Genomic DNA, 13,502 nt, shown 5'->3' with positions numbered 1-13,502 from the left:
TACGGCGTGAGTTTCCTTCAGGGGGCCGTGCGGGACCTCAACATTCAGGATCGGGCGGCTATGCAATATGGATTTTGCTGCGCGTCATCGTGGGCGATGCGCATTGGATTGGTATTCGTGGGAATGGTCTTGGGCAGCGTTGCAGGTACCGCCAGGGCGCAAAATGCGATCGAGCCCTATGTCGAGTACGCCAAGCTCGTCAGAGCGACAGAGAAGACGCCCGCGCTGGGCGACGATTTGATGGGAGATAGCGTCAGTCTGTTTGACGGGCAGACTGCGTTTCGCAACGTCGATATCCAGCTGAGAGGCAACGATGCTTTGCCAGTGGAGCTAGCTCGCCGGCTTATCGTCAAGCCCAAACCGCAGGGCGACTTCTCCAAGGAATACGCCGGCTTGGGAAATTGGGAAATAGATGTGCCCTCCATCAGTGGTACGTTCGATGCGGCCTATAAGTGGGACACGGATATCCTGAATCGTCCGAAGGCCCGCTGCTCGGCGGTCTTCTACCCGGCTGTCCGGTCCAGCGTCAAGTATCGCGATGTTTGGCATGGAAACTCGGTACATATTCCCGGGCGTGGCGATCACGAGCTGCTGATTCTCGACGGTTCGCCGCTCGCACCATCTGACGGGGGCGCACATCTGTGGACCACATCGGCCACGGATGCTTTTTCATGCAAAGGCGCCACTGCAAATGGCTATCCCGGCGAGGGCTTCGTGATGACTACTGCAGCCGGCATCAAGTACACCTTCGACGTGGGAGTCGAACGCAGTTCCGGTGTGATTAGCGCTGGCAGCGCACTGGTGCCGCGGGTCACTGTCTACCTGTTGGCTAGCCGAATTGAGGATCGATTCGGCAACTACGTATCCTTCACCTACAACGGTAACGGCCACCCCACATCGATCTCGGCAAGCGACGGCCGAGCGATTATCCTTGCCTATGATGGCGAGCGCCTGATCCGCGCATCAACCAACGGTAGGGATTGGACGTATCACTACGATGCAAACGGCGATCTGGCCGCTGTCCTGCAGCCGGATCAGGCGCGCTGGCAGTATCAGTACGGTGGAAGCCGGACCATCCTGTACCAAGCTTGGGACGCTGCGATCACTGCCAACTGTGGCGGGCCCGATGTTGCTGACGGCCAATACGCTGTCACGGTCACGCATCCGTCGTCGGCTGTGGCGACATTCTCCTTCTCGCATTTACGCCACTACCGCAGCGGCGTTCGTTTGAGCAACTGTCAGCCACTTCCGGCAAGCTCCGGTGAAAGCGTCAATTACCAGCTGCTACTGGCTAATTTCCACGATGTTTTCAGCCTCGTCTCAAAGACCATCAGCGGTCCGGGCATCGCCCAGGCCATGACCTGGAAGTACGACTATGGACAAAAGGCTTATCCCCTCTGGGGCACCCGTCAGCCCGTCGCCGGCCATTGCCCAGCCGAGACCTGTCCTCGATCCAAGATTGTCCGGGTGTTGCAGCCTGGCGGTCAGTACGACGCATATGAGTTCGGTGTCCTTTGGGGGCTCAATGAAGGCCGAATGCTTGCCGTCACAACTCTTGCAGCAAACGGTACGACGGTGCTGCGGCAAGAGCGGCGCGATTTTCTGGGAGAAGAGGAAGTAGCAGGCCATACGTTCCCGTCCAGTTACGGGATTCTTCCGGGCGGGGATGAGCCGTCGGCTGCCTACGTGCGTCCCATGATCAGAAAGACCGTGACGCAGGACGGAGCATCCTTCACCTGGCAGGTCGCCACGGGCTGCGGCACAGGTCCTTACTGCCTGGATGCATTCGCCCGACCGCTTCGTACGGAAAAGACCAGCTCGCTAGGCTATTCCAGAAGCGAGGACACGACTTATTTCGATCAGCCAGCGCTATGGGTGATTGGCAAGACTGCGTCGCTGACGCAGCGAACACCTAACGCGGTCTCGATGTACACCGCATCCTACGATGCCAACGCGTTGCCGTCAGAGGAATATGTTTTTGGCGCCTTGAAGCACCGGCTGGCCTGGAATACCGACGGCACCCTGGCATTTTTTGCCGATGCAAACGGCGCTACGACGCTCATGTCCAACTGGAAGCGCGGTGTACCACAACGCATCCAGCACCCTGCAACCACCGATCAGCCGAGCGGCTCAGTGGAAACGGCAAGCGTTGACGACAATGGATGGATTCGCACATCCATCGACGTCAATGGAGTCGCCAGTACCTTCGACTACGACGTAATGGGGCGGATGATCCTGCAGACCTATCCCGACGGCGACACGGTGGCCTGGAATGCCACCCGGCAGCTAATGGAGCAGGTGGGGAGCGAGGAATACGGCATCGGCGCCGGACATTGGCGGCAGACCACCAGTACCGGTAACCAACGCAAGTTGACCTACTTGGATGCCCTGTGGCGACCATCGCTGGTGCTTGAATACGATGTCTCAGATCAGGCGGGAACCCAGCGCTTCCAGCGATTCGGCTACGACACCGAGGGTAGGACGGTGTTCACGTCCTACCCAGCGAATGCTAGCAGCATCGCTAGCGGAACCTGGCTCGAGTACGACGCGCTTGGGCGGCAGACATCGGTTTCGCAGGATTCCGAGCTAGGCTTGCTTGTCACCCGCATCGCCTACCTTGATGGTTTCAAGCGACAAACCAGCGACCCCAAGGGGCGGCAACAAACCGAATGGTTCCAGGCTTACGATGCCCCTAGCTACGACTGGCCAGTACGGATCGATCGGCCCGAGGGAGTCTCCACAAGCATTGTCAGGGACGCGTTCGGCAAACCCACCGAAATCGACCGCGGAGGGCCGGCGCAATGAGCCAGCAGATATCGCAGTCGCGCATGCCGCGGATGGCTCACCGGACCAGTCGCTGGCTTGGTGTGCTACTCGCCTTCGTGATCGGGCCTGTCCTGGCGCAGACCTACATCAGCATGCAGTCGCCAGGCAACAACGCCAGCTTCACGGCGCCTGCATCCATCAACGTCGTTGCCGAGGCGTTGGACATCTTGCCGATCGGTCAGGTCACGCTTTACCATGACGGCAGGGCGATCGCCTATAGTTCCGGTGCCGGGCAGATCTCCAAGGTGGTTTCCAACCTTCCTGCCGGGGACTATCAGTTCCGTGCCACCGCAGTGCGCACCGATAAGAGGACAACCCAGTCCACGCCTGTGCGTACCGTCCATGTCGTGGCCCCCGGGAATTTGCGGCCCACCGTGCAACTGCGCTCGCCGACGGGCGCGCCCTTCATCGGCCCGGCGACGGTCACCTTGACCGCCGATGCCGCTGATAGCGATGGTAGCGATGGTAGCGATGGTAGCGATGGTAGCGTAGCGAGAGTGGAATACTTCGCCAATGGCAGTTCGGTCGGTGCCTCCACGTCTGCACCGTATACGGTCACCTGGGGCAACGTCGGGCCAGGGACCTATACGATCACCGCGGTCGCCACAGACAATAATGGCAATACCGGAAACTCCCAGGCTGTCTCGGTTTCGATCACGCAATCGGTCATCCGTGGGAGTATCGACGGATTGTCGAGAGTTGGTGACGGAAGCTACAAGATCCTAGGCTGGGCATGTTCCAGTGGCTGGGCGCCGTCCATCGGCGTGCATCTGTACGCTGGGGGAGAATGGCAATCGGGCACGTTCATCGTCGCGGCGACGTCCAATCTCGCCAGCGAACCCGCCGTCGCCTCGGCGTGTCAGACGTCGGGCAGCGCCTCCCGTTTCGCGATTCCGATCAGCGATACCGTGCGTGCGTCCCATCCCGAGCAGGCGATCTTCATCTATGGCTTGTCGCCCGTGGGCGGTTCGAACGATTTGCTCGGTAACTCGGGCAAGTTCCTGATCCCGCGGATGCCGCCGCCGTTGTCGGAGACACGTCGCTACGTGTACGACGCACAGCAGCGCTTGTGCAAGACCATTGAGCCGGAAACCGGCGCCACCGTTATCGGGTACGACAGCGTCGGCAATCTCAGTTGGTCGGCGACCGGATTGAACCTCCCCGACCCTGGTTCGTGCGACCGTGACGCGGCCTATTCCAGCGGGCGGCGTGTCGACCGCGGCTACGACGCGCTGGGGCGCATGACCACGCTGAAATTTCCCGATCGCAATGGTGACCAGGAACTGCATTACGCGGCTGATGGCGTCCCGCTGCAGGTCACCACCTCGAATGCTGGCGGTACGGTCTTGGTGACCAATCGTTATGCCTACAACAAGCGACGCCTGCTGACCAGCGAATCGGTTGAGCAACCGGATTACACCTGGAGTATTGGCTACGGCCACGATGCCAATGGACAATTGGCCAGCCAGACCTATCCGACCGGCCTCGGGGTCAGCTACGCTCCCAATGCGTTGGGGCAGCCAACCTCCGTGCGCGACTCGTCCGGCACGCTCTATGCCAGTGGCCTGCAATACGCCGCCAATGGTGCGTTGCGCCAGTTCACCTACGGCAATGGCGTCATCCACTCGCTGGAATTGAACGCGCGACAGATGCCGTTCCACGTCCGTGATGCCAACGTCAGCGCCTACGAGTATCGTTACGACGAAGTCGGCAACGTGACGGCCATCCTCGACCAGCAACAGGGCGACGGCTATAGCCGCAGCATGAGCTATGACGGCCTGGACCGATTGATCTCGGCGACCTCGCCGAATTTCGGTGGTGGCCAGACCTATCGGTACACCTACGATGGTCTGGACAACATCACCTCGGCCAAGCTGGCCGGGGTGCGTCAGCACAACTACTGGTACGACGCCAACCAGCGGCTGACCAATGTCCTCGACGATGCCGGAGCGACCATCGTCGGGCTGAGCTACGACGCCCAAGGCAACTTGCGCCAGAAGAATGCGCAGGCCTATACATTCGACTATGGCAACCGCTTGCGCGAGGTGCAGGGCAAGGAAACCTATCGCTACGACGCCCAGGGCCTGCGGACCAATGCACTGGATACGGCCGGAAGCCGGTTGAAGGCGCTCTACGGCAAGGCCGGACAGCTGCTGTACGAGGAACGGCGCGGGCAGGGCGCTGTCGAGTACATCTATCTGTCCGGCAGCCTGCTGGCCACCCGCAGCAACGGCGCCGTGACCTACCGGCACACCGATGCACTAGGCAGCCCGGTAGCGACCACCAACGCGGCCGGGCAGGTCGTCGAGCGCACGCAGTACGAACCCTACGGCGCGGCGATCGGCAAGACGGTCGATGGCATTGGCTATACCGGCCATGCGATGGATGGGGGGACCGGACTGATCTATATGCAGCAGCGGTTCTATGATCCGACGATTCCGCGGTTTTTGTCGGTGGACGCGATGGCTGTCGACGCGGCAAGTGCAGGCAACTTCAATCGCTATTGGTATGCGGCCAACAATCCCTACAGATTCACCGACCCGGATGGACGTTGTGAAAAGCCAACAGGCTCGAATATCTGCGCCTATTCCGGAAGTTCGGGTGGCGGCACACAGCGTGCATCAGCGGGAAGCCACCAATCGACGAACGCAGGCAATGGATTTATCTCCGCCTTCACCGACAGGAACTGGCTGACGGGTGATGGAAGTGTCACAGATTTTGGTGCCATTGCGCACGATCTCTGGTACCCGTTGCTCGATATGCCGGAAGGGGCTGGTTTCAAGCTGGCGGGCGGCGGCTTGATGGCGGTCAGGCTTGGTAGGATGGGCGAGGATGCCGTACGAGCCACATACAATATTGGTGGGAAAGGATTTTTTGTCGTAAATGGAAGGCTTCGAATAGCTGACGGCTTGAATAAAGATCTCAGGACAATCAGCGAAGTTAAGAACACGCAGTCCCTAGACTATACTAGGCAGCTAAGAGACTATGTTGATTACGCAAAGCTCAAGGGATTTGATTTTCATCTCTACGTGAGGCCCGGCGCAAAACTTTCGGCCCCACTTCGTCAAGCGGAAGCGGCAGGCGATATTGTGATAAAGGATATTCCATGAAAAAAGATAAATCCGGCTGGATGACTCTTGAGGAGCATCACGCGCAACTTAAGGCTGATGGTAAATGGGACGATTATCTTGCAATGAGGGCGGCCAAGGAGGATGCTCGTCAGAAGGCGATAAAGGAATATGCAGAACAATGTGCTCCTGTGGTTGCTGCATTAAGGCAGGCTGGTATTGATGTAAATTCAATCGGCGAGCTCGGCGAGGATGGCAAGTCTTATCCAGAGGCCGTCCCTGTGCTACTTGAACACTTGGCGTATTCTTATTCGGATGATGTGCGAGAAGGAATGCTCCGAGAATTGGCAACGCCCCATGCACGCAAATACTGGGGTCAACTTGTAGAGATCTTCGAGAACAACACCCTCAGCCTTGCGCCGGAAATCCGTTACGTGGCAGCGCTTGCCTTGAGCGGCGCAGCGGACGATACGGTGCTGGACGATGTGATCCGGTTGTTGGGCGACAAGAGTCTCGGGCTGGATCGCGCTCCGCTGTTGATCGCCTTGATCCGCTCCAAGTCGCCTAAGGCGAAGATGAAACTGCTGGAGTTGCGGGATGATCCTGATCTTGGCAAACAGATCAAGACGTTCCGACGCCTGGAAAGGCACCAGAAGGCAAGCCGTGTCCCCTCACATCCCGAATAGCGCAAAGATTTGAATGTCCACCTGTGTACGGGGGCTGGGCGTTTTTGATTCGGTAGTTTCAAACTCAAGCGATGCTCGGGTGAGGTGCCCTACAGCAGGGCCGATCAGCTGTTGTACGAGGAACAGTGCGGGCAAGGCACCGTCGAGTACGTCTATCTGTCCGGCAGCCTGCTGGCCACCCGCAGCAACGGTGCGGCGACCTGCCAGTACAGCGATACCCCGGGCAACCCGTTGGCAGCCCTCAACGCAGCGGGATGGTGCGATTGGTTCCAGGTGCTGTTGGAGCGCTGCTGACAGGCCGCCAGCTCGAATTCGCCCGGTTCAGGCGTATTGCATCTTGCGCGACATGCCCCCGTCGACGATGAAATCCTGCCCGGTGACGAAACCGGAGAGCTGCGGCGCGAGCAGATAGACCGCCAGCTGCGCGATGTCTTCGGGCGTGCCCACGCGCCCGGCCGGATGCTGCGCATGGTCCCGACGCGACAATTTCGGGGCCCGCCGGCGCTGCGGCGCGCGCCACGCCTCGGTGCTGATCCACCCCGGGCTGATGCTGTTGACGCGCACATGCGGCCCCTCGCTCAGCGCCAGCGCGTGGGTAAAAGCCACCAGGCCGCCCTTGGCTGCGGCGTACGCTTCGCTATGCGGCTCCGATTGCCAGGCGCGGGTGGAGGCGATGTTGATGATCGCGCCGCCTTCTGGCGCCTGCCTGAGCGCGGGCAGCGCCTGCTTGCTGCACAGGAAGGCGCCGTGCAGGCTGGACAGCCGGCTGTTCCACGTGTCCCAGTCCAGTTGCGGCAGTGCTGCGATATGCGGATCGGGCACGCCGGCATTGTTGACCAGGCCATCGATGCGCCCGAAGCGCTTGAGCGCCGCCTCGATCAGGCGCGTGGCCTGCGCTTGGCGCGCGGCATCGCAGCGGACGAAAGCGCTGCGGCGGGGCAGCGCCCATTCCTGCAGGCAGGCCTTGCCGGCATCGGCATCCAGATCGCCAATCACCACGCTGCCGCCCGCGCCCAGCACCGCCTGCGCAATGCCGCGGCCGATGCCTTGCGCGCCACCGGTGATCACCACCACGCGGTCCTGCAGCGGCGACGGGTTCCATGCGGAAATTGCGGGGATCAAGGCCATGGTAGGCGGCACGTGGGTGAGAGTGGCGGCACTGTAGCGTGCGGGCTGTCGTCGTCGCAGCAAAAGGGCGCGCATGTGAGCACTCAGCGCATGTGCCGACGCACGCGCTCGACGTCATCCACCTTGAACCTGACGGATGCGGGTTGATCTGAGCAGGTGCACGGGCGATAGGCGTTGCGCAAGGTCCCGGTGCCGCCAGTGCTGCCGCGCGGGCCCTCGATCACACGATCACATGATTGCCCGATGCCACGCGTGTGCAGGGCGGCCGGCGGCGTGCGTCACTCGACTAGGTCGACGCCGAGCACGTGATCCGCACGCAGCTGAAGAGCTTCTATGGCGTTTTGTGCCGACGCGCTAGGAGCGCAGATGAGCGAGAGCCGCGTTCTTGCCGTCCCGCGCGCTTGGGGCAGCACTCAGTGCTTTGCACCGTTGAGCACGCGCGCGAAGCCATCGCTGCCCAGGCGTTCGAGCGTCTGGATATTGCGTTCGACGATCACATCCGGATCCGGGAACGCCGCCACTGCACGCTCCACGCTGTCTTCGCGCAACAGGTGCAAGGTGGGGAAGGGCGAGCGGTTGGTAAAGTTGGCCACATCGTCCGGCGCCGCGCCTGCGAACTGGTAATCCGGATGGAAGCTGGCCACCTGCAACACGCCTTGCAGGTCCAGCGCTTCCACCGCCGCATCGGCGTTGTCGAGAAAGTCGTTGTAGTCCAGGAAATCGGTGAGCACGTCCGGGTGCACGATCAGCGTGGTGTCGATCTGTTCGGCTGGCGTATCGCGCAGCAGCACCAGTTCCTCGGCCAGCTCTTCCAGCAAGGCTTCGGGCGTGCTGGCATCGCTGAGCACCAGCCGCACCTGTTCCTTGACGTACACCGCCTTGGCGAACGGGCACAGGTTCAATCCGATCACCGCACGTTCGATCCACTTGCGGGTGTCGGCGATCGGATCGGATGGCGTGGGCGTGGTGGTCATCGTGGCGGCAGCAAGATGGCGCGCCAGTGTATGCGATCGCCAAGTAGCGAGCCGCGCGCCGGGTTGCGGGCAGCAGCGGGCGCAAGCGGGCAACATCACGACGCTGCCAACAAGGCGGCAGGGTTTTTCGACCCTGCGCGCATACCCGCTTGCGCTCACCCATCCCGGCCGCGCGGCGCAGCACGGAGTTGCGCCTGCAAGAACGCGATGGACGCCTGCGCGACGGCACCGGCCATCGGCGTCTTGTGCGGCGACCCGATCGCATGCGCGCCGGTGTCGAAGGCCATCGCCTGCCTGTGTGCCGGCGCAGTGCCCAGCGCTGCGAACATCTGCAGCATCGCCGGCACCGAGGCAATGCCATCTTCGCGGCCATCGGCAGCGCGGTAGTAGCCTAGAAACACCGGGCAGCGCACGCGCGGCCACGGCGGGTCGGCGGCAATGCGCTCGAACAGGCCACGCAGGGCGCGAAATCCGTCCGGATGGATCGTCTCCGACCAGAACGCACGCGCGGCAGGCGTGCGCGTGCGCGGGTCGATCAACGGCGCCTGCGCGGCGCAGATCTGCTCAAGCAGTGCCGGGTCGGCAGGCCGGATGCCCGGCGACCAGGCAACCACAGCGGCCGCCGCGTCCGGGTACTGCGCGGCCAGCCACAAACCCAGCGTGGCGCCCATCGACGAGCCGACAATCACGACCCGCTCGCCCATGCGTTGCGCCTGGGCCATTGCCTCCAGCGCCGAGGCCTGCAATACCGCCGGGCTGAGCCCCTGCATTGCATCGGCGGCGGCGAGCCCGTGCCCGGGCCAGCGATGCACATAGCCGTTGGCCGCCAGCGCATCGGCCATCTGTTCGGGTAGCGCGCCTGCTTCGCCCGGGCTGGCGCTGAAGCCGTGCAGGTACAGCACCACCAGCGGCGTGCCGGCGTGTGCGCCGTGCTGCCAATAGATGCGTGCGGCGTTGCCCGGCTTGGGCTCAGGGGCGTGCATGGCTGGCGTGCTGGGCGAGCAATGCCAGCAATTCGTGCGCATTGATCGGCTTGGGCAGATAGCCGGCCACGCCCGCCGCGCTGGCGTCGCGCATCGAATCGGTCCGCGTGTCGGCGGTCAGCACGATGATCGGCGGCAGCGCCGACATCGCATCGCGCGCTTCGCGCAGCGCATCCCAGCCGGAGGTACCGGGCATGTGCAGATCCAGGAACACCAGGTCCGGCGCTGCCTCGCGGATACGCTGCACCGCATCGGTGCCATCGACCTGGAAACTCACCCGATGCCCGGCGCGGGTCAGCAGATTGCCGATCACCAGACGATTGGTATCCATGTCTTCAAAGACCAGGCAATGCAGGGAGGGCACGTTCTGCGCGTGCTGGGCCAACGCATCGCGCAGCGCGAGCGTATTGCTGCCGGCCGCGGCACCGGGCAGTTCGAAGATCCAGCGGAAGATGCTGCCGCCAGCGGGGTTGTCGCTCACGGTCAGGCTGCCGCCCATCGCATCGGAAACCGACAGCGCGATGTACAGCCCCAGGCCCACGCCGCCTTCGACGCGACTGAAGCCGGTACTGAGCTGGGTGAACGGAGTGAAGATGTAGGCCTTCTGATCGTCCGGTACGCCAATACCGGTGTCGGTGACGGTCACCGCGATGCTCCAGCGCTCCTGCACCTGGGTCGCATCGATCAGCAGATCCACCGTGCCGCCGGCCGGGGTGAACTTGATCGCGTTGATCACCAAATTGCTGATCACCTGCTCGATGCGGCCCTCGTCGCCCATCACATGCGGTGCCTGCGGGCTATCGACACGCACATCGAGCGTGACGCCCTTGCTGGACGCCGCATCGGCGCAGACCGCTTTCACCGTGGTGACCACGTCCAGCAGGTTCAACGGCTTGCGATGCAGCTGCAGGCGTCCGCCATCGATGCTGGCCACATCCAGCACCTCGTTGACACGATGGCGCAGCGCGGTCGCATTGACGGTCACCGACTGCAGCAGCTCGCGTTGCTGTGCCGGCATTTGCTCGGTTTCGATCAACTGGGCGCAGTTGATCACCGCATTGAGCGGCGTACGTAATTCGTGACTCATGGTGCTGATGAAACGGCTTTGCGCATCGCGCGAGGCCAGCGCCTGCAGCGCCACTTCCTGCATCGCAAGCACGATCCGCGCCACCAGCAACGGCAGCACGATGATCAGCGCCACGGCATAGACGAAATACGCCGGGCGCGACAGCCAATAGCCTGACGGTGCGGTCAACAGCATCAGCACGAAGGTGCTGAGCAACACCGGAAATATCGCGCGTTGCCCATAACGCGCCACCGCAGCGATGGTGATGAACGGCAGAAATGCGTTCAACGACATCAACAGGATGAAGGCCAGGTAGGTCTGGATGCCGATGAACAGCAGGTTCATCGCAAAGCCCATCGCATCGAGCCATTCGCTGGGCGCAATGACACGGCGGCGTACCAGCAGCATCCACACCACCGACAGCACCCACAGGCCGACCGCGGTGGGAAAGACATGGTGCGCGTCGGCCACCAGCACCGGTTGCGGCCCGTACAGCCAGCCCAGGCACCACGCGGTGACGATGCTCTGCACGATCACGCGGCCGACGCAGGCGCGATATTCCAGGAACGACTCGAACAGCCGCACCAGTCTGTCGTTACGCAATTGCCTGGCGGCCAGGATCAGGCCGGGCGCTGCGCGATTGGGAGTGCTACGCATGAGGGTCCGCATCGTCGGAAGGGAGGGTACGCCGGTACTGCTTGACCAGCAGGCCAGCCGCGTTCGCCACCGCGGTGAAACGCGGCGCAAGCGTCTCGCCCAGCGCACCGTGGCTTGCGGCATCGCGCAACTGGTCGCAGGCTTTCAGCAGTTGCTGCGAGCCGGTCAGCGAGATGGTGTTTTTCAACGAATGGATCTGCTGCAGCGCCTGCGCCTGCGGCGTGGCCGCATCGTCGAGCGTACAGGTGGCGATGGCCTGTTCGATCTCCACCAGGAAGGCATCGGCAAACGCCGCTGCCGCCGCCGGATCCAGGCCGGCCATGGTGTGCAGCGTCGAGCCGGCCTCGATGCGTGGTTGCGCATGGGCGGCGGCGTGCCGGGCATGTTCGCCCGCTGCGTTGGCCGGCCCGTGCATGCGCAGGCGGTGCAACAGGCTGGCGAACAGGCCGCGCATGCTCGCAGGCTAGGCCAGTGCGGCCAGGTGAGGGGCGCAACCGCCCCGCGTGCGGCGCGCAGGCCGCAGGCGCCACTTCGGCTCACACGGCTGCACTGCACGCACGGGCGGTGCCGTCCCGATCGGCGCGATCACCCCGCCGCACTCAATCGCGGAAGTTGTCGAACTGCAGCGGCAGTTCGAAGTCGGCCTTTTTGAGCAGCGCGATCGCGTCCTGCAGATCGTCGCGCTTCTTGCCGGTGACGCGCAGCTTGTCGCCATTGATCTGCGCTTCGACCTTGAGCTTGGCTTCCTTCAACTTGGCCACCAGCTGCTTGGCCTGCTTCTGCTCGATGCCTTGCTTGACGGTCACTTTCTGCCGCGCGCCGGCCAGGTTGGTTTCCATGTCGCCAAATTCCAGGCAGCGGATGTCGATGCCGCGCGCCAGCAGCCGCGCGCGCAGGATGTCGGTCATCTGCTTGATCTGGAAATCGCTGGGCGCGGACTGGTTGATCACCTTGCCGTCTTCCAGCTCGAACCTGGCTTGGACGCCCTTGAAGTCGAACCGTGTGTCCAGCTCGCGGTTGGCCTGATCCACCGCATTGGTCAGTTCGTGCTTGTCCACTTCGGACACAACGTCGAAGGAAGGCATGCAAAGCTCCTGCAATTGAAAACAGCCGCCATTCTAGGCCATCGTGCCGCGCCGGCCGTCATGCGGACATTGGCGGGCATGACAGCGCCGCGGCGATAATGCGCGCATGCCCACCACCCGCTCCCCGCTTCCCGCCATCGCCTGGATGGTGGCCGCCGTGGCCTGTTTCTCGCTGATGGATGCGGGAATGAAGCTGCTCTCGGCGCATTACCCGCCGCTGCAGGTCACCTTGTTGCGCGGCGCCGCCTCGTTGCCGTTCGTGCTGGTGTGGGTGTTCGCCACTGCCGGGCCGCGCGCGATCGTGCCGGTACGCTGGGGCCTGCATCTGTTGCGCGGGGTGCTGGGCATGGTGATGATCGGCTGCTTCGTCTTCGGCATCAAACGCATGCCGTTGTCCACCGCCTACACGCTGTATTTCGTGGCGCCGCTGCTGGTGGCCGCGCTGTCGGTGCCATTGCTGGGCGAGCATGTCGGCCCGCGCCGCTGGACCGCCATTGGCATTGGCTTGGTCGGGGTGATCGTGGTGCTGCGCCCGGGCGTGGACGGGCTGATCTCGTTGCCGGGGCTGATGGTGTTGCTGGCCGCCACCGCCTATGCCGTCGCGGCGATCACCGTGAGCCTTCTCACCCGCACCGACACCCCGCAGGCCATGGTGGTGTGGTTCTTGCTGTTCATGGCCATCGGCGCCGGGTTGCTGGCCATCCCCGGCTGGGTGCCGCTACAGGCCGGGCACGCCGGGCTGATTGCCGGCATGGGCCTGGCTGGTGCGCTGGGCCAGGTTGCGCTGACCCAGGCCTTCATGCGCGGCGAGGCCTCGATGATCGCCCCGCTGGAATACACCGGCCTGGTCTGGGTGATCGGCTGGGACTGGCTGCTGTGGCAGACCCTGCCCGACAACTGGACCTGGACCGGGGCCGGCATCATCGTCGCCAGCGGGCTGTATTTGTTGCGCCGGGAGCGGATACGCCAGGCTGACAGGCCGTTGCCGCTTGAGCGGCCGTGATTCGGGATTCGGCATTCGGGATTGGC

The 13,502-nt window shown here is 63.0% G+C and carries 11 protein-coding genes; 5 read left to right on the top strand and 6 right to left on the bottom strand.

Annotated elements, in window-relative coordinates:
- Positions 1-6: 6 nt before the first annotated feature.
- The 4 genes from FLG15_RS18220 to FLG15_RS18205 all read left to right on the top strand — a co-directional run bounded on the left by FLG15_RS18220 (position 7) and on the right by FLG15_RS18205 (position 6,874).
- Complete coding sequence (locus FLG15_RS18220) at positions 7-2,805, top strand: RHS repeat protein (protein WP_237377054.1); 2,799 nt, start codon at positions 7-9, stop codon at positions 2,803-2,805.
- The gene (locus FLG15_RS18215) at positions 2,802-5,936 is read left to right on the top strand and encodes an RHS repeat-associated core domain-containing protein (protein ID WP_209228177.1); all 3,135 of its coding nucleotides are present in this window, start codon (positions 2,802-2,804) and stop codon (positions 5,934-5,936) included. The genes FLG15_RS18220 and FLG15_RS18215 overlap by 4 nt, the downstream gene beginning before the upstream one ends.
- A gap of 20 nt (positions 5,937-5,956) precedes the next feature.
- The gene (locus FLG15_RS18210) at positions 5,957-6,580 is read left to right on the top strand and encodes a hypothetical protein (protein ID WP_057679546.1); all 624 of its coding nucleotides are present in this window, start codon (positions 5,957-5,959) and stop codon (positions 6,578-6,580) included.
- Between the two features lie 84 nt (positions 6,581-6,664).
- Complete coding sequence (locus FLG15_RS18205; protein ID WP_057664334.1) at positions 6,665-6,874, top strand: hypothetical protein; 210 nt, start codon at positions 6,665-6,667, stop codon at positions 6,872-6,874.
- A 27-nt stretch (positions 6,875-6,901) separates the two neighbouring features.
- Here FLG15_RS18205 and FLG15_RS18200 read toward each other — a convergent pair whose 3' ends face one another.
- The 6 genes from FLG15_RS18200 to FLG15_RS18175 form a co-directional block, all read right to left on the bottom strand.
- Positions 6,902-7,708, bottom strand: a complete 807-nt coding sequence (locus FLG15_RS18200; RefSeq protein ID WP_057679537.1) for an SDR family oxidoreductase — start codon at positions 7,706-7,708, stop codon at positions 6,902-6,904.
- A 413-nt stretch (positions 7,709-8,121) separates the two neighbouring features.
- Positions 8,122-8,682 carry a DUF1415 domain-containing protein gene (locus FLG15_RS18195; RefSeq protein ID WP_150146967.1) on the bottom strand — a complete coding sequence of 187 codons (561 nt, stop codon included), beginning with the start codon at positions 8,680-8,682 and terminating at the stop codon, positions 8,122-8,124.
- A 155-nt stretch (positions 8,683-8,837) separates the two neighbouring features.
- Complete coding sequence (locus FLG15_RS18190) at positions 8,838-9,665, bottom strand: alpha/beta hydrolase (protein WP_150146963.1); 828 nt, start codon at positions 9,663-9,665, stop codon at positions 8,838-8,840.
- The gene (locus FLG15_RS18185) at positions 9,652-11,388 is read right to left on the bottom strand and encodes an ATP-binding response regulator (RefSeq protein WP_057679534.1); all 1,737 of its coding nucleotides are present in this window, start codon (positions 11,386-11,388) and stop codon (positions 9,652-9,654) included. Before FLG15_RS18185 ends, FLG15_RS18190 begins: the two co-directional genes overlap by 14 nt.
- Positions 11,381-11,842, bottom strand: coding sequence for a hypothetical protein (locus tag FLG15_RS18180; protein ID WP_057679533.1), 462 nt, complete (start codon positions 11,840-11,842; stop codon positions 11,381-11,383). Before FLG15_RS18180 ends, FLG15_RS18185 begins: the two co-directional genes overlap by 8 nt.
- Positions 11,843-11,987: 145 nt before the next feature.
- Positions 11,988-12,473: a YajQ family cyclic di-GMP-binding protein gene (locus tag FLG15_RS18175; protein ID WP_057658976.1), complete on the bottom strand. Its 486-nt coding sequence runs from the start codon at positions 12,471-12,473 to the stop codon at positions 11,988-11,990.
- Positions 12,474-12,579: 106 nt separating this feature from the next.
- Here FLG15_RS18175 and FLG15_RS18170 point away from each other — a divergent pair, with 106 nt between their 5' ends.
- Positions 12,580-13,476 (top strand): DMT family transporter, encoded by an 897-nt coding sequence (locus FLG15_RS18170; protein ID WP_057658974.1) that lies wholly within the window; start codon positions 12,580-12,582, stop codon positions 13,474-13,476.
- Positions 13,477-13,502 lie beyond the last annotated feature (26 nt).

Source organism: Xanthomonas phaseoli pv. dieffenbachiae (genome assembly GCF_008639345.1).
Classification (GTDB): Bacteria; Pseudomonadota; Gammaproteobacteria; order Xanthomonadales; family Xanthomonadaceae; genus Xanthomonas; species Xanthomonas phaseoli.
The sequence above is the reverse complement of the archived record's forward strand: the minus strand, read 5'-3'. Positions and strand labels throughout refer to the sequence as shown.